Genomic DNA, 15,806 nt, shown 5'->3' on the forward strand with positions numbered 1-15,806 from the left:
CGTCTCTCGCGGAGTGTGCCATTCGGGAGCGGGGTGCGGACGGGTTTCAGTCCAGCGTGAGCTGGAAGTGCGCGGTCTCACGGAAGCCGGCGGTGGGCGGGTCGACTTCCACGGTGATCGGGATCCCCTTCCCGCTCGGCTTGATGCGGACCGTAACGGTGCGCTTCTTGTCCGGTCCCAGGGGCGGCATCAGGGCTGCGGCGGACTCCTGCTGGTTGAGCCAGGTCAGGCTGTACCCGGAGGCGTAGTCGTCAAGGGAGCGGCCCGCGCGGACCACGAGGGGCGCGGGACCGTACTCGGACACGCCCGCGTCGGAGGACTCCCCGCCGGGGTGCAACTCCCCGTCGGTGCCGTTCTCGTACGTCACGGTCAGGCTGTAGGTGCCGTCGGACTCCGGGCGAGGCCGGCTGACGGTCACCCTGAGGTCGTCCTCGTAGCGGGCGGTCGCGCCGGGGCCGAGCGGGTCCGCCACGGAGCCGGACGGCCCGCTCTGCTCCAGCTGGCCGTAGCCGTCGAGCCCCTTCTCGAACTCGTCCAGGGCCCAAGCCCCCAGAACCGTCAGGGCGATGAGAGCAGCGGCGGCGATGGCGCAGCCGCTGAACCACCGCGGCAGGTCCGCGGTCGGGGCATCGGTGGGCGTCGGGTTCGGTTCCATGCAGGTCACGGTAGGAGCCGGTCAGTGCGTGGATCATGAGCAGGCGTACTCAGAGGCTGACTGAGTAGCGGAGCGGCAGGCAGCGGGCGGCGGGGGCGACGGATCGCTGAGGTGCCCGAGCCCGGCATCCTGTGTCACGCCGGTTCGACGGGCAGCCACAGCTCACAGGTCGCGGTGCTGAAGTCGGCCGCGCGCTCCAGGGTGGCGACGATCGAGGGCCCCGGTCGCAGCCGCCACGGGTTGGACGGGAACCAGTCCGTCGCGGTGGCTGCCCACGCCGTCTGCAGGGCCTGCGGGTGCGGTCCGCGGGTACGGAAGACCGCCCACATCCCCTCCGGCACCTCGATGGCGTCGAGGTCGTCCGGGGTCGGCGTGCCCGGGCCGAGGGCGACTCCGTGCAGGTAGGTCAGCTCGCTGCCCTCCACCGCGTCCGGATCGACGTCATGGCTGACCTGCAGCAGACCCCCCGGTTCGGTGTCGGCGAGGGCCTTAAGCCGCAGGTGTTCCTCCTGCGGCAGTGCGGCGATGTGCCGCTGGATGTGGGGGTTGACGCCCTCGTGGATGAGCGGGACGCGGGCGGCATGTCCGACCAGCCGGAACGCGGGCCGGCTGACGAGGCGGGTGTCCATGGGGATGCTCCCTTCGACGCTCAGGCGGAACCTGAGCTGCGGTTGTGTGCGCAAGGGGCCTCCGTCGCGGCGCACGTCACCGGGTCCGGCACCGTGGACCGCCCGGAACGCCCGTCCGAACGCTTCCGTCGAGCCGTACCCGTACCGGACCGCGATGCTCAGCAGGTCCTCTTCGCCCCGGATGACGTCGCCGGCGGCCACGGTCATGCGCCGCCGTCGTACGTACTCCGACAGCGGCATGCCCGCCAGGGAAGAGAACATCCGGCGCACGTGGTACTCGGTCGTGCCGAGCGACCCGGCCAACCCGTGGACGTCGGGATCCTCGCCGAGGTGCCCCTCGACGAGTCCCACGAGCTGGTTGAGTGCCGAGATCATGAGGCCTCCTTCTGCGTCCCACCCTGGCAGCAGCTGCCCCGACCGCACCCGACCGCTGCGAACCGATCCGATCATGCCGATCCGATCGCCGATCCGATCATGCCGATCCGATCGCCGGTCCAATCGCCGGTCCGATCGTGTCGTCCCGTACGCGGCTGTCAGACCCCGCCCGTAGCGTCGAAGGCGAGGGATCGGATCGGCCGGTCCTGGTGGGAAGGGAGTGGACGTGATGGGCGAGATCAGCGTGAGCAAGGGGAGCCTGGACCGGCTTCTCACCGACAGCACCAGTACCTGCGGCTCCTCGTTCCAGCAGGCGTTCGCCGACCTCGCCCGTACGCACCGCGGGCGGCCCGCCGCGGAGATACGGCCGCTGCTCGCGCGCGCCGCGCAACAGGGATCGCTGGGGTTCTCCTCAGCAGACCTGTGGGAGCAGGCACGGGCGATCAGCGGCGGCGCCCCGTACGTCCTGCGCGTCACCGTCACCTGACCGCCGGGCCCCGCTCCCTGCCCCCGAGAGGCGACCCGGTCGGGTCCGGGGCTCCGGCCGGGCGGACAGGCGACCTAGACTGGAGAAGTTGAGCAGATCCCGGGCGGAGTGGCGGCGAGGAGTGGAAGTGAGGGCAGTGAAGGCCCTGGCGACACTGGACGGGGTGGCACCGGGAGACCACGTCTGCTGGAAGGTCGACGACAGGCACGGGCTCGCCGGCGGCCTGGAACCGTTCGTCGCGGACGGGACCCTCTTCGGCGACAGGCTCGTGATCGTCGGATCCACCTCGTCGCTGAAAGAAGTGGGACGACTGCGCTCCGTACCGGAATCGGCCGTGATGATCGACGCGCGCGAGCAGGGCGGCTCACTCGCCCTCACCGTGGACCACGAGGTACAGCGGGCCAAGGAGGCCGGCATCACCTCGACCCGCGTCCTGGCGTGCCGCGAGCCCGGGGCCGAGGCTCTCGCCGGTCTGGTGCACCAGGAACTGGGGCTCGACGAGTCGGCCGCCCTCAGTGGCGCGACCGTCGTGTGTGCCTACCTTCCCGGCCCCTGGGGTGCGGGGGAGTTGGAGCAGGTCATGTGCGTACACCCGCAGACGCTGGGCAGCCGACCGGGACTGCCCGGATTCCAGATGTTCAGAACGGGAAGTGAGGACTGGAAGGTGTCAGGGGTGATCGACTCCGACGGGGCGCAGGCATTCGGCACCGTGCTCCGTGCCGCGTCCCTGCGCACCCCCTCGATTCGGCTCCGGTTCGACGAGGTCACGCTGATGGACGCCGCCGGAATGCGCGCCCTGGTCGACGCCGCGACACATCTGCCCGGCCGCTGCGTGGTCATCGAAGGCGCCAACCGCATCGTCAAGCTGTCCTGGGAACTCTCCGGTTACGCCGTGCCCGAGATCCCGGTGGAGGTGCTCGCATGACCACCTCCGTGCACTCGACGGGCGGCTTCCGCCACGAGCTCTACCCCTATCTCGGCGACGACGAGTTCCTCAGCGGCGCCCTCGGTTTCATCGAGGAGGCCCAGGAGGCGCGGGAAGGAGTGCTCATCTCCGTTCCCTGCGACCGCGAGACACTGCTGCGCGCCGAGCTCCCCGACGCCAAGTCGGTCACCTTCCTCGACGCGGCCGCGCCCGGCCGCAACCCCGGCCGACTGCTCGCCGTCTGGCACGACGAGATCGCCCGGCACGCCGCCGAAGGGCGGCCGGTGCGCGGCATCGGCGAATCCGCCTGGCGCCAGGCCCAGACCCCCTCCGAGGCCGCCGAACTGCGCTACCACGAGTGGCTTCTGAACCTGGCCTTCGCGCAGAGCGCCGCCTGGTCGCTGCTCTGCCCGTACGACACGGCGGACGACGACCGGGAGGCACTCCAGGCCCTGGCCCGCTGCCATCCCTTCGTCCGGCGCAACGGCACGGCTTCGCCGAGCGAGGACTTCGACCGGGACGCCCCGTATGTCTTCGAGGAACTCGCCAGTCCCTGCGGGCCTTGCGACGAACTGGCGTACTCGCGGGGCGAGCTGACGGCCGTACGCGACAAGATCACCACGTGCGCCACGGCAGCGGGCCTCCCCGAAATCCGGCTCGGTGAACTCCTGCTCGCCGCCACCGAGGTCGCCTCCAACAGCATCCGTCACGGCGGCGGGCACGGGACCCTGCGCACCTGGACGCAGGACGCGGCCTTCCTCTGCGAGTTCCGCGACGCCGGCCACATCGACAACCCCCTCGCGGGCAGGACCCGGCCCACGCACGACCAGTACGGGGGCCGTGGCCTGTGGCTGGTCCACCAGCTGTGCGACCTCGTGGAGATCCGCTCGGCGCCCGGCACCGGAACCACCGTCCGCCTGCACACCCGGCTCGCGACCGCCTGACCCGGACGCCGTGGCATTGCCCCACCGATCCCACCGATCCCACCGATCCCACAGGACCCCCTGCGGTCATGGATCGATCCCTCTCCGGGCCGCCGGCGCTCTGATCGGTGCGACACAGTGCCGGCAGCCGCCCACGACGTGTACACCCGCACCCGTGACCGTGGGGTCTTCATGGGTGGTAGACCGCGCCGGGGCGCTGGCCGCCGGGGGCCAGGAGCTGCGGGACGGTGACGAACGTGTAGCCGCGCGAGCGGAGTTCGTCGATGATCCTCGGCACGGCGGGGACGGTGCCGTCGTAGATGTCGTGCAGCAGGATGATGCCGTCCCGCGAGGCCTGCTCGAGGATGCGGTCACCGATCAGCCGGGTGTCGGTGGTGGCGTAGTCGCTTGCGGTGGCGCTCCACAGCACTTCGGACAGACCCAGCGAGCGGGCGACCGATTCGACCTTGTCGTTGGTGCGGCCCTGCGGCGGGCGCATGAGGGTGGGGGCCTTGCCGGTGACCTCCTTGATCGCGTCCTGGGTGCGGCCCAGTTCGTCGCGTATCTGCTCGGTGCCGAGCTGGTCGAGGCGTTCGTGCGTCCAGGTGTGGTTGCCGACCTCATGCCCCTCCGCGACTTCCCGCCGCACCAGTTCGGGGTGGGGGACGACATGGTTCTTGCCGAGGAGGAAGAACGTGGCGTGCACCTTCTTCTCCTTGAGTATGTCGAGGAGTCGCGGGGTGTGCGGTCCTGGCCCCGCGTCGAAGGTCAGCGCGATGCACTTCTCCTTCCGGCAGTCCACCGGCGAGGGGTCCACCCCCGCCGGAGCGGTGCCCCCGCCCGCGGCGCGGGCCTCGGCCGGCGTGGTGCGCCCCTGCCCGCAGCCGGTCAGGAACACGCCGCCGACGAGGAGGCACAGAGCGGCGGCGGCGACACGGCGGCGCCCGGTACGGCCGATCCGGTTGTGGTGCGGGGGGCGGCGGCGCGGGGCGTGGGGGGACGGGGAAGGACAGCCGGACGGGGAGGGGCAGCCGGACGGGGTGCGTACGGAAGAAGACATGGGAGCGCTTTCTGGGTCCGCGGGCGGAATGGGCCGGGCTCGGCGGACCGAACCGGTGGACCCGGCGGGGCTGGTGCCGTGAGCTGTGAGCTGTGAGCTGTGAGCCGTCGGCCGTCGGCCGTCGGCCGTCGGCCGTCAGCCGTGAGCCGTCAGCCATCGGCCGTCGATCCGGGCCGGTGCGGGGCTGCCCGGCTGGTCAGCAGCATGCGGAAGCAAACCCAAAGGCCACCTGAAGATTCTTAAGATCGCCTTCAGGAAGAGAACCGCCCGGCGTGCAAGCCTTGGCGCATGGACGACATTCTGGTCGTGGAGGACGATCCCCAGCTCGGCCCCGCCCTGCGGCGAGGACTGGCTGCCGAGGGATACCGCGTGGAACTCGTCGGCGACGGGACTCGCGGACTGGAGCGTGCCCTGACCGGCGATCACGCGCTGATCGTGCTGGACATCATGCTGCCCGGCCTGAACGGCTACCGGATCTGCTCCGCCCTGCGCGCAGCGGGTGTGGACACGCCCGTGCTGATGCTCACCGCGAAGGACGGGGACTACGACGAGGCCGAGGGGCTGGACACCGGCGCCGACGACTACCTCGTCAAACCGTTCTCCTCCGTCGTCCTCCTCGCCCGGCTACGCGCCCTGCTGCGCCGGGGCGGTGCAGGCGCGGGCCCCCGGTCCGTCCTGCGCGCCGGGGACCTGTGGGTGGACCTCGCCACCCGCCGTGCCGGCCGTGGCGGGGACGAGCTCGCCCTGACGCCGAAGGAGTTCGGGATCCTCGCCTGCCTGATGCACACGCCCGACGAGCCCGTGTCGAAGGAAGCCATCCTCGACGAGGTGTGGGACCCGGCCTACACCGGCGGCACCGCCATCGTGGAGGTCTACATTTCCGCGCTGCGCAAGAAGGCCGACGCCCCCTTCGGCACCCACAGCATCCAGACCGTCCGCGGCCACGGATACCGCCTGGACCCCCACCAGGAACGCCGCGATGCGTGACCGCCGTGACCGCCGTGACGGACCTGGCGGGCCGAGCGGGCCGAGCGGGTCCGACCGGCCGGTACGGGCGGACCGGCCGCAAGGCGCACGCCTTCGTCGTTCCCCCGTCCTGCTCGCCGCTCGGCGGCTGCCCGCTCAGATGCGTACCGCGCTCATGGCCGGCCTGGCGGCCCTCGTCCTGTTCGGCGCCGGCGCGTGGTGGTTCCACCGCCACGTCTACGACGACGTCTACCGGACTTCCGAGCAGCGCACGATCGAGCTGTCCCTGCGGCTGGCCCAGCAGGCCGCCACGGGCTGGAAGGAAACCCCTGCCAGCCCGTCCGACGGGCCTTTCGTCCAGCTCGACCGGACCGGCCGCCCCGTCGCCGGGGCGGGAGGCGCGCTGGACCTCGTCAACCTGCACGAGCTGCTCCCGCCTCCGCCCGAGGACCCGGCTCCGGGCCGGACCGTGGGCCAGCCCCGCAGCAGCACCGTCCGCCTGGCCGGGGTCGACGAGCACGAACGGGCCCGCTTCCACCTCCCCGACGGCAGCCTGCGAACGGTCACCGGGGGCTACCCCGAAGCCAAGGACCTCATCGCCCACTCCGAAGCCCACGCCCTCGCGCACCGCACCGTGACGGTGGTCGCCACCGCCGTGCGGACCCCCGCGGGCACCTGTGGCCGTGCTGCGGATCCCGACGGGTCCTGCCGGTCCACCGTCTACGTCCTCACCACCCCGTACGTCGCCCAGTACGTCGCCCACACGCTCGCCACCCCGCTGGCCGCCGGCGTCCCCGTTGCCGCTCTGGTCGTCGCCGTGACGGCCTGGGCCGCCGCCCGACGCTCCTTGCGGCCCGTCGAGGCGATCCGCCGCGAGGTCGCCGAGATCACCGACTCCAGCCTGGACCGCCGAGTCCCGGTCCCGGAGGGCCGCGACCCCATCCGCGCGCTCGCCCGTACGACCAATGCCACCCTCGACCGGCTGGAAGACACCGTCGACCGGCAGCAGCGCTTCGTCACCGACGCCGCGCACGAACTGCGCTCCCCGCTCGCGGCCCTGCAGTACCAGCTCGAATCGGCCCTCGCCCACCCCGACCGGATCGACACGGCCGAAACACTGGGCGAAGCGCTCGCCGCCACCCGGCGCATCCACGGCCTCACCGAGGACCTGCTGCTGCTGGCCCGGCCCGACCGCGCCGCCCCCCACGCGTTGGTCGACCTCGCCGGGCTCACCAGGGAACTCGTCCTGGAGTACCGGCAGATGGACCACCCCGTCACCCTGCGGTCCGCCCCGGACCAGGCTCCGGTGCGCGGTGACGGCCTCGCACTGCACCGACTGCTGCGCAACCTCCTCGACAACGCCGTCCGCCATGCACGGACCGAAGTGGTCCTCGACGTCAGGGACGACGGCAGGACGGTCGAGGTCACCGTGCACAACGACGGCGCCGCCCTGACCCCCGAGGAATGCGAGCGGGTCTTCGAACGCTTCACCCGCCTCGACGAGGCCCGTACCCGTGATGCCGGCGGCAGCGGCCTCGGCCTCGCCATTGCCCGCGACATCGCCCATCGCCACCGAGGCGCCCTCACCGCGGGCCCCTCCCACCCGCCTCCCGGCACCACCTTCACCGTGTCCATCCCTGCGGCGGCACCGGGCCCACCGCCGGCCCACGGACCGGCAGCCGACGGCGACGGCGCCTCCTCCCGATGAAGCAGCGCAGGCACGGGCCGTGACCGGTCGGGAGGAGGCGCCGAGAGCCGGGACAGGCGGCGGGCAAGGCCTCACCGGGTCACCGGATGACCGTGCCACCGGGCCACCGGATCATCGGGTCACCGGGTCACCGGGTCATCGGAGCAACGGATCAACGTCCCTGCAGTGACCTGACGTTGTCACCGAAGGTCCAGCCCTTCGAACCGTCCCAGTTGATCGACCAGGTCATGAGCCCCTTCAGTGAACCGCTGAAGGCGTTCCATGCCTGGCTGACCAGGCTCGGTGCCATGTGGCCGCCGCCCGCTCCGGGTTGGGCGGGCAGGCCGGGTACCTGCTTGTCGTAGGGCACCTTGATGGTGGTGCCCTGGATGGTCAGGCCGTTGTTCAGGCACGTGGTCTGCGCGGTGAAGCCCTGCACCGTACCGGCCTGGTAGGAGTCTCCGGAGCAGCCGTACATGCTGCCGTTGTAGTACTGCATGTTCAGCCACCACAGGCGCCCGTTGTCGGCGTACTTCTTGATGATCGGGAGGTAGGAGCCCCAGATGGACCCGTAGGTGACGCTCCCTCCGGTGACGTACGCCGTCTCGGGAGCCATCGTGAGCCCGAACCCGGCAGGCATCTGGGCGAGCACGCCGTCGATGATGCGCACGAGGTTGGCCTGGGAGGCGGACAGGGTGTTGATGTTGCCGCTGCCGGAGAGCCCGGTCTCGATGTCGATGTCGATCCCGTCGAAGTTGTACCTCTTGAGGATGGGCACGACGGTCGCCACGAAGCGGTCGGCGACGGTGCTGGAACTCAGGTCGATCCCGGCGGTGGCACCGCCGATCGACATCAGGATCGTCGCTCCGGCCGCCTTGGCCCGGCACATCTCGGCGGGGGTGGCGACCTTGACCCCGGTGTCCATCCCGTCCTGCCACAGGACGGTGCCGTCCGAGAGGATCACCGGGAAGGCGGCGTTGATCACGTTGTAGCCGTGCGCGGCGATCCGGCTGTCCGTGATGGGCACCCAGCCCATGCCGGGGTGGACACCGTTCGCGGCGCCGTCCCAGTTCTCCCAGTAACCCTGCAGGACCTTGCCCGACGGCCTGGGCTTCGTGGGGCAGGTCTCGCCGGGCGGCGGGGTGGTCGGGGGCGGTGTGGTGGTGGGCGGCGGGGTCGTAGGAGGGGGCGTGGTCGGGGGCGGTGTGGTGGGGGTCGGCGGGGGAGTGGTGGTCGGCGTGGGGGTGCTGCCACCAGGGCCGGCGAGGGATGCGTCGTCGGCGTGGTAGGCGGGTTGCCCGTACCAGCCGTGCAGGTAGACCGTCACCGAAGTGGTGTTCGGGCCGGTGGTGAAACCGACGCTGAGCCGGCTGTACGAGGGGCTGCTCGCCGTCCAGGTGGACTGGGTGCCGGAGAGGCCGGCGCCGGTGGCGCCCAGGTAGACGTAGCTGCCCTGGACGTACGCGCTCAGGGTGTACGAGGAGTTGGGCTGCACGCTCACGACCTGGCTGCACTGGGCGTTGTCCGAGCCGGACGGTGTGGCCTTGAGGGCCGCGGTGCCGGAGTGCACCGGGGCGGCCACGGCGGTGCCGGACGCGCCGGAGCAGGTCCAGCCGGAAAGCCCGTTCTCGAAGCCGGAGTTGGCCAGCAGCTCGGCGGTGGCCGCCCCGGCCGACCCGGTGCCGGACACGGCGACCCCGGCGCCGACGAGTGCGGCGACGCCCACCCCGGCAAGGGAACGCACGAGGGCGGATGCGGCGAGCCGGGCGCGGCCGGGCTCCTGGACAGCGGGGACGTCGCCGGTGCGGCGCGCAGGACGCGACCTCGGACGGAACATGCCGGGCTCCCTTCCGGTGAGGCGTCATGGTCATGTTCATGACCCGCGCGTGGGGGCGCGACGCCCGGCTCCGGGTGAGGTGGGGACAGGTGGGGGCTGTGCCGGTCCGGATCGTATGAGCGACGGAGAGGGCGGTCAATAGGTATGGACCAATGGGCTGGCGAGGCTCAGGCGGAAGTGCGGACCTCCTCGCCATCCGGTTGCCGGGTCAGGCCGTGTTGCTCTCCGCCGGCATCAGCAGGCAAGGCCAGCAACAGCACCACCGCTCCGAGGAGTGCGACGACGGCGATCCAGCCCGCGCCGACGTGCAGGGCGTGGATGAACGCGCCGTCGGCGGCCCGGGCCAGGGTGGGCTGGTGGAGGGCGGCGGCGACATGGCGCGCCTGCTCGGCCGAAACCCGCGCCTGATCCTGGACGGGACCCGGTGCGCTCGCCAGTGCAGGTTCGATCGCACGGCGGTAGGCGAGGGACGTGATCGTGCCACCCACGGCGATGCCGATCACACTGCCGGTCTGACGCACGGTGTTGGTGACGGCTGACGCGGCACCGGCCCGGTCCAACGGCAGCTTGCTGATCAATGCCGCCGTGACGGGGCCGATGACCATGCCGACCGAAAGGCCCTGGACCAATAGCAGGATCTCGATCCAGGAGAGCGGGGTGTGGAGTCCGAGGAATCCGTACCCGCCCATGGTCAGCGCGGCCACGGCCAGCGCCGGCACGGTGACCAGCCGCAGCGACAGCCGGCGAACCAGGCGCGGGGCGACGAGCGCTCCCGCGAGCGCACCCAATGCGGTGGGGATATTGGCCAGGCCCGCATTCATCGGCGACAACCCGAGTGCGCCTTGGAGATAGAACGCGTGGGAGAAGGTGATGGCGGCCACGGCGAAGAGCAGCAGTCCGAGAGACGCATTGCCGCCGCCGAATGTGCGTTGCGCCAGCAGTCGCGGATCGAAGCTGGGCGCTTCGGTGCGCAGCTCGACGCGTACGAAGACGAAAAGGAGAACCAGGCCCGCCATCACCGGCGCCCAGACGTCGGGGCGACTCCATGCAGCCACCTGCCCGGCACGGATCAGCCCGTACACCAGCGCGGCGAGCCCACTGACCGACAGCAGCATTCCGGCGGGGTCCAGCGGCCGCGGAGTGTGGCTGCGGAAATCAGGTACGAGTACGGCAATGCCGACCAGCGCCAAGACTGCGACCGGGACATTGATCAGAAATACCGAGCCCCACCAGAAGTGATCGAGCAGGAACCCTGCCAATACCGGACCGGCCGCCATTCCCACACCGGCCGACGTCGAGAAGATGCCGATCGCGGCAGCTCGTGCGGGACCGGTAAAGGTCCACATGAGGATGGCCAGGCTGGCGGGTGTGATCAGCGCACTGCCCACTCCCATCGCTGCTCGCGCCGCAATCAGCTGGCCCGCGTCACTCGCGTACGCCGCCCAGAGCGAAGACCCGGCGAAGACCAGCAAACCGGTGGAGAAGACCGTCCGATGGCCGAACCGATCACCCCATGCGCCTGCAGTGAACATCAAGGTGGCAAAGGTCAGCGTGTAGGAACCCGTCGTCCATTGCAGCTCCCCTGGATCGGCCCCCAGCCCACGGACGGGGTCTGCCAAAGTCTCCAGCGTTGTACTCAGGACGGTGTTTTCCAGCCACATCAGCAGCGAACACAGCATGACGACGGCGAGAATCACGTGCTGCCGAGACTTCGGCACCGTGGGAGGCGTTTTCATGGACACCTTTGCCTGTCGATCTCCGGGAACGGAACGACTGGACCATAAACAAACTCCATGACGCCGTCAAGCGTGAATTATTGTGTCAATGGCGTTGTTTTTTCCCGGACTTCATGCCCTCGGCTGCATGTGCGGAGGGGGCAGTCCTGTGTCCTTCAGTGGATTCGCGGGGGAGGGCGTTCCGTGATTTCCCAGGGTTGCGTCGGGACGGAAATCATGCCCTCAAGTGAGCTGCCGCACCGCGTCATTCGTCCCCGCGTGCAGCTGCGTAGGAGAATGCCCTTCAAGGCTGATGCCCAAGGGTTGTCCCGTAGATGATCTTTGAGTCGCCTCGGGCATGGCGGGCCGCAGGGCGAGCCGCTCCTATCCGCCGAGGGCGAGGTTGTGCATGGGGGGTCTTGCCGACGGCGGCTTTGGCGCCGGATTCCTCCCACGCCTTGCACTCGTTGCGGTTCCCGGCGAGCGGCTGGCCGACCACGACGACCAGGCGGGTGTCGGCGTCGATGACGACCTGGTGGTTGGTGGAGTACCGGTAGTTCTTCGAGCGCTCGGCGATGGTGTGGTCGCGGGTGGGGACCAGGGTGCCGTCCACGATGAGCACGGCGTCCTCGGCGAACCGCTTGCGGGGCGGGAGGGCGAGCACTGGTCCCAGGTGGTCGATGATGCGGTCCGCCGCCGACTTTGACACCCCGAACAGCGGCGCGAGCTGGCGCATGGTCAAGTCCGTTCGCCAGTGCGCCGCGACCAGCAGTGCCCTGTCCTCCAGCGGAAGGCTCACGGCCGGCCCTTGCGGACCGCGTCCGCACCCTCACGCTGCAGCACCGTCACCAGGTTGCCGAACTGCCTCGGGCTCAGCTCGGTGAACGGGACTACCCAGCCACCTCAGGGTCCTCACTCGTCAAGCCGCGCGCTCGCAGCTGCTGTGTAGCCTGTTGATCTGTTCGAGCGGGATGAGGAGGACGCCGGTGGATGCCGAGGGAACGCATACTGCGATCCACCTTCCCGAAGGGTCGTGGTGGGACTGGGACGTCGTCGCCTGGGACGGCGGGCAGCTCAGGCTCGCCGCCGGTCACGACTTGGCCTACCACCACGGCCTGGAACTGATCTTCGGCGATCCGATCTTCGTCAGTTGTCCGTCCGGCTTTCAAGACCCGGTCTTCCGATCCCTGTCGCCCGACGAGCTCCTGAAAGTCACTCGTCAGTTCGGAGAGGAGCCGCCCGTCGTGGTCGCCTTCGAAGCTGACGCCGGCGGGCAGGAGCCGGTCTCGTGCCTCATCGCCGCAGAGCGACTCGACATCGTCCAGGAATCGGTCCTGCGGTATTGGCGCGAGGATGCAGGCCCCGATCAGCGGTTTGCTCCCTGGGTGACGCCCCCAGGCCAGTACCAATAGAGGCACTGCGGCTCTGCGGCCGCCGTAGTGATCTCGGTGGCTCGCGGGATTACAGGACAACTTGCGGGGTGTGCCGGGCCTTCCGCACAGACGAGGGGTGTCCCGCAGTGGGGGCGGCCGGTCGGGAGGGTCGGCCCGGCGCCGTGGTCGCCGGTTGGCGTACGGCGCGGACTGACTGCTGCCGGCCTTCTGTGCCGCCTTCGGGGAGCACCCGGGCTCTCAACCCGGGTCTCTCACGTGGCCACGGGGTCAACTGGCGGCGAGGACGTCCTCGCGGAAGCAGGGAATCTCGGCGGACAGCGCGGCCGCGGTCAAGGGCTCCGATGGCCGGGCGGGTTGCGCCTCATCGAGGGTGAACAGGCCGCCCTCCGGGTCCCGTACGGTGATCCGGCGGCCGTGGCCCGGCCGGAACGCGTCGGAGAGGACGGTACCGCCGTGTTCCAGGACCAAGGCCTCGGCTGCGTCGAGATCCGGCACCCTGAAGTGGACTTCCCAGCGGGGCCGCAGCTGCGGCCGGGGGGAGGCGCCGTCGACCGGACCGCTGTCGAGGCGTGCCACGGCCTGCCCGTCGTGTCGCAGGACGACCTGCTCCCGTTCGTAGGACACCTCGCAGCACGTGTCGGCCTCGCCCGCCCAGCCCAGTACCCCGCCGTAGAAGAGGGCCGCGTCGAACGCGTCCCTCGTGTGCAGTTCCAGCCACGCCGTGGCCTTGCCGCCGGACCGCCACCCGGACAGGGCATCGCCCTCCGCGATGCCGAACGACGCCCCGTCGGCATCGGTGGCCAGCGCCGCACGTCCGTACGGCGAGCCCGCGACCGGGCCGACCCCGACCGTTCCTCCACGGGAGCGGATCCGCGTCACTGCCGCGTCCGCGTCATCGACCGCGAAGTACGCCCGCCAGGCCACCGACACCGCGAAACCGTCGGACACCGCACACAGGGCCGCGACCGGCACTCCGTCGGATTCGGCGACCGAGACGTCCCGGCCCGGCCCGGCCTCACGGAAGGTCCAGCCCAGCACGCCGCCGTAGAACGCCTCCGCCGCAGGCAGGTCCCGGGTCGTGAGGCTGAACCAGCACGGGGCGCCCGTCGTGTCCGCCGTCATCTGCACGACGATCAACCTTCCATCCTTCCCGCGTGGTCGCGCGGGCCGACCGGGTCGCTCCCGCACATGCTGCGTGTACGCGCAAGGCGGCCGCACCCGGGATGCCGAGGGGAGTAGACGGGCCGGTGACCGGCCCGTCGTGCACCTGCCCCGGGCGCGGCCGACCATGCGCACAGCATCTGCACCCGGCGTGTCGCGTGCGCGACACGCGCCGCCGGGACCGCAGCAGGAGCAGCTGCCGCCGTCCGAAACGCCCACCCTGGCCGGCTGACCTCATGGACCCCGCTCGGCCCCGGTGCCATGCTCCGAGCATGACGACGAGCCGACGGAGCCAGGCCGCACGAGACGCGACCACGGTCGAGATCTGCTACGCGCTGCTGAGCGCCTGCTTCCTCGGCGGCGTCGCGTTCGCGGTGATCGCCGGCCCGGCCGCCGTCTGGCGTCTTCCTCCCGCGGTCGAGGACTTCCTCGTGACCGCCGGTGCCACGGTGGCCGCAGCCCTGGCGGTGCTTCGCGTCGTCCACGTCCTCTGGCGGTACGGGCACCAGCGCTAGCCGCCTCTGCCCGCCCCGCAGCCGCAGGGGCCGGGACGCCCCCGCCCCGACCCCGCCAGGACGGAATCACGGGCCGGGGCCCAGCGTTGTGCCACGCATGGGCGAGGTTTCTCCGCAGGGTCCGCAGGGCCGCGCCGGCGGCGCGGGCGAAGAGGGCGGCGGGAGCGGCTCGGGCGCGTACGTCGCCGCACGGGCGCTTCTTGCTGCCGATCGCGACGACACGCTTGCGCGCACGGCCGCGCTGAGCCGTGACTTCGACGGGATCGTCGCAGCGAACGCCCTGGTCGCGGTGGACGACGAGCACGACCCCGAAGGAGCCAGCACCGCCTTCGAGCGAGCGCACGTAGCCGCCCTGCTGGCGCGGGCCAAGGAGCACCTCGAAGAGCTCGACCGGGCAGTGGAACGGCTGGAGCAGGGCGTCTACGGACAGTGCGAACGCTGCGGTCGGACGATTCCGCCGGAACGCCTGGAGATCCGCCCCGCGGCGACCACCTGCGTCCGCTGCGCCGCCTCCTCGGACCCGCGCCGCCCGCCGAACCCCGCCTGAGGCATCGGCCCTCATGTGCGTGGCAGGTGCCCGATCATGCCCTGTGCCTCCCGATCCGTGTCCGAGCCGGTTCGACGTCGACGTCTGACCGCCCGGAGACCGCCCCCCGTGGCCCCTGGGGTCGGCCGCGAGACGGACGGCAGTGCCGGCCCCGCAGGTGGTGCGGAGCCGGCACGTGGTGGTTGCTGCGGGTTCCGGGTCAGTCGGTGAAGACCTGGACGATGCGGTCGCCGGACACGGCGACTCCGGTCTTGGTGAAGCTGCAGTTCTTGATGTTGGGTGCGTGGAAGCCGCTCTTGAGCCAGCCGTCCACGTGCGTCTTCTCGTCACCTGAACCCCAGGCGATGTTCTCCGCGGATGCGTTGAACGTCGCCCCGGCCTTCTTCAGCCGCTGCTCGACGGTCGATCCGTCGGAGCCCCTGTGGCTGGTGGTCGTGTCGTTGGCGTATTCCTGTGCGGCCGCGGTCAACGCGGGGTCTACGGCCAGGGGCTGGCACCCGGCTTCGGTGCGGGCCTGGTTGATCAGCGCGAGGACCTTGCCGGGGTCGTTCTGCAGCGGCAGCACGGCGGGCGCTCCCGCCTGGGCGGATGCGGTGGCGGCCGCAGCCGTACCGATGGCGCCGGTGAGTACCAGGAGCGATGAAGCGCAGACCACGGTGCATCCACGCCGAATACGGGCGAAACGGGAAACCATGGAGCCACCTTCCCTTTCGAGGAGACGCGGCGGACGCAAGGACGCCGCCGCCGTACCCCCACCCCCGCCGATTGTCCGCCGCACCCTTCCCGTCCGCATCTCCTCGCGACGAAACCGCAGGTGGGAGGGGTCAGCCTGCGAATTTCCGGTTTCGGGGCACGCGCGGAAGGTGCGGTCCGCCGCTCGGCGCCCGCGCCACGGCGTACCGGGAGTGACGCCATCCGACAGCTACGGCC

The 15,806-nt window shown here is 70.9% G+C and carries 15 protein-coding genes and 1 pseudogene; 8 read left to right on the forward strand and 8 right to left on the reverse strand.

Translation table 11 applies throughout. The features are described 5' to 3' along the window. Window positions 1–46: 46 nt before the first annotated feature. Window positions 47–655 (reverse strand): hypothetical protein, encoded by a 609-nt coding sequence (locus ACLJTM_RS09510; RefSeq protein ID WP_411102997.1) that lies wholly within the window; start codon window positions 653–655, stop codon window positions 47–49. A gap of 134 nt (window positions 656–789) precedes the next feature. Next, window positions 790–1,659, reverse strand: coding sequence for a GyrI-like domain-containing protein (locus tag ACLJTM_RS09515; protein WP_411102998.1), 870 nt, complete (start codon window positions 1,657–1,659; stop codon window positions 790–792). Window positions 1,660–1,888: 229 nt separating this feature from the next. Between ACLJTM_RS09515 and ACLJTM_RS09520 the strand changes: the two genes are divergently transcribed. The 3 genes from ACLJTM_RS09520 (at window position 1,889) to ACLJTM_RS09530 (ending at window position 4,015) form a co-directional block, all read left to right on the forward strand. Next, window positions 1,889–2,146 (forward strand): hypothetical protein, encoded by a 258-nt coding sequence (locus tag ACLJTM_RS09520; RefSeq protein ID WP_411102999.1) that lies wholly within the window; start codon window positions 1,889–1,891, stop codon window positions 2,144–2,146. Window positions 2,147–2,273: 127 nt separating this feature from the next. Beyond that, window positions 2,274–3,071 carry an MEDS domain-containing protein gene (locus ACLJTM_RS09525; RefSeq protein ID WP_411103000.1) on the forward strand — a complete coding sequence of 266 codons (798 nt, stop codon included), beginning with the start codon at window positions 2,274–2,276 and terminating at the stop codon, window positions 3,069–3,071. Then, a complete protein-coding gene (locus ACLJTM_RS09530) occupies window positions 3,068–4,015 on the forward strand; it encodes an anti-sigma factor RsbA family regulatory protein (RefSeq protein WP_411103001.1) in 948 nt (315 codons plus the stop codon). Before ACLJTM_RS09525 ends, ACLJTM_RS09530 begins: the two co-directional genes overlap by 4 nt. A gap of 169 nt (window positions 4,016–4,184) precedes the next feature. Here ACLJTM_RS09530 and ACLJTM_RS09535 read toward each other — a convergent pair whose 3' ends face one another. Beyond that, entirely contained in the window at window positions 4,185–5,054 is an 870-nt protein-coding gene (locus ACLJTM_RS09535) for a polysaccharide deacetylase family protein (RefSeq protein ID WP_411103002.1), read from the reverse strand. A 288-nt stretch (window positions 5,055–5,342) separates the two neighbouring features. On the opposite strand from ACLJTM_RS09535, the gene ACLJTM_RS09540 reads away from it, so the two are divergent. Beyond that, window positions 5,343–6,041 carry a response regulator transcription factor gene (locus ACLJTM_RS09540; RefSeq protein WP_411103003.1) on the forward strand — a complete coding sequence of 233 codons (699 nt, stop codon included), beginning with the start codon at window positions 5,343–5,345 and terminating at the stop codon, window positions 6,039–6,041. Between the two features lie 139 nt (window positions 6,042–6,180). Next, window positions 6,181–7,728, forward strand: coding sequence for a sensor histidine kinase (locus ACLJTM_RS09545; RefSeq protein WP_411103004.1), 1,548 nt, complete (start codon window positions 6,181–6,183; stop codon window positions 7,726–7,728). 151 nt (window positions 7,729–7,879) lie between these two features. On the opposite strand, the gene ACLJTM_RS09550 is transcribed toward ACLJTM_RS09545, so the two are convergent. The 3 genes and pseudogenes from ACLJTM_RS09550 to ACLJTM_RS09560 form a co-directional block, all read right to left on the reverse strand. Next, entirely contained in the window at window positions 7,880–9,544 is a 1,665-nt protein-coding gene (locus tag ACLJTM_RS09550; RefSeq protein ID WP_411103005.1) for a carbohydrate binding domain-containing protein, read from the reverse strand. Between the two features lie 167 nt (window positions 9,545–9,711). Beyond that, complete coding sequence (locus tag ACLJTM_RS09555) at window positions 9,712–11,280, reverse strand: MFS transporter (protein ID WP_411103006.1); 1,569 nt, start codon at window positions 11,278–11,280, stop codon at window positions 9,712–9,714. Window positions 11,281–11,674: 394 nt separating this feature from the next. Beyond that, a pseudogene (locus ACLJTM_RS09560) lies at window positions 11,675–12,135 on the reverse strand (transposase family protein); the annotation flags it as partial. A 110-nt stretch (window positions 12,136–12,245) separates the two neighbouring features. Between ACLJTM_RS09560 and ACLJTM_RS09565 the strand changes: the two are divergent. Beyond that, window positions 12,246–12,671: a hypothetical protein gene (locus ACLJTM_RS09565; RefSeq protein WP_411103007.1), complete on the forward strand. Its 426-nt coding sequence runs from the start codon at window positions 12,246–12,248 to the stop codon at window positions 12,669–12,671. 249 nt (window positions 12,672–12,920) lie between these two features. Here the strand turns inward: ACLJTM_RS09565 and ACLJTM_RS09570 are convergent, their stop codons facing one another. Beyond that, the gene (locus ACLJTM_RS09570) at window positions 12,921–13,781 is read right to left on the reverse strand and encodes a VOC family protein (protein WP_411103289.1); all 861 of its coding nucleotides are present in this window, start codon (window positions 13,779–13,781) and stop codon (window positions 12,921–12,923) included. 305 nt (window positions 13,782–14,086) lie between these two features. Here ACLJTM_RS09570 and ACLJTM_RS09575 point away from each other — a divergent pair, with 305 nt between their 5' ends. After that, window positions 14,087–14,329: a DUF6332 family protein gene (locus ACLJTM_RS09575; RefSeq protein ID WP_411103008.1), complete on the forward strand. Its 243-nt coding sequence runs from the start codon at window positions 14,087–14,089 to the stop codon at window positions 14,327–14,329. A 97-nt stretch (window positions 14,330–14,426) separates the two neighbouring features. Beyond that, window positions 14,427–14,876 (forward strand): TraR/DksA family transcriptional regulator, encoded by a 450-nt coding sequence (locus ACLJTM_RS09580; RefSeq protein WP_411103009.1) that lies wholly within the window; start codon window positions 14,427–14,429, stop codon window positions 14,874–14,876. A 199-nt stretch (window positions 14,877–15,075) separates the two neighbouring features. Here the strand turns inward: ACLJTM_RS09580 and ACLJTM_RS09585 are convergent, their stop codons facing one another. Beyond that, a complete protein-coding gene (locus ACLJTM_RS09585; protein WP_411103010.1) occupies window positions 15,076–15,531 on the reverse strand; it encodes a CAP domain-containing protein in 456 nt (151 codons plus the stop codon). Window positions 15,532–15,806 lie beyond the last annotated feature (275 nt).

This window comes from Streptomyces sp. cmx-4-9 (genome assembly GCF_046548835.1).
Classification (GTDB): Bacteria; Actinomycetota; Actinomycetes; order Streptomycetales; family Streptomycetaceae; genus Streptomyces.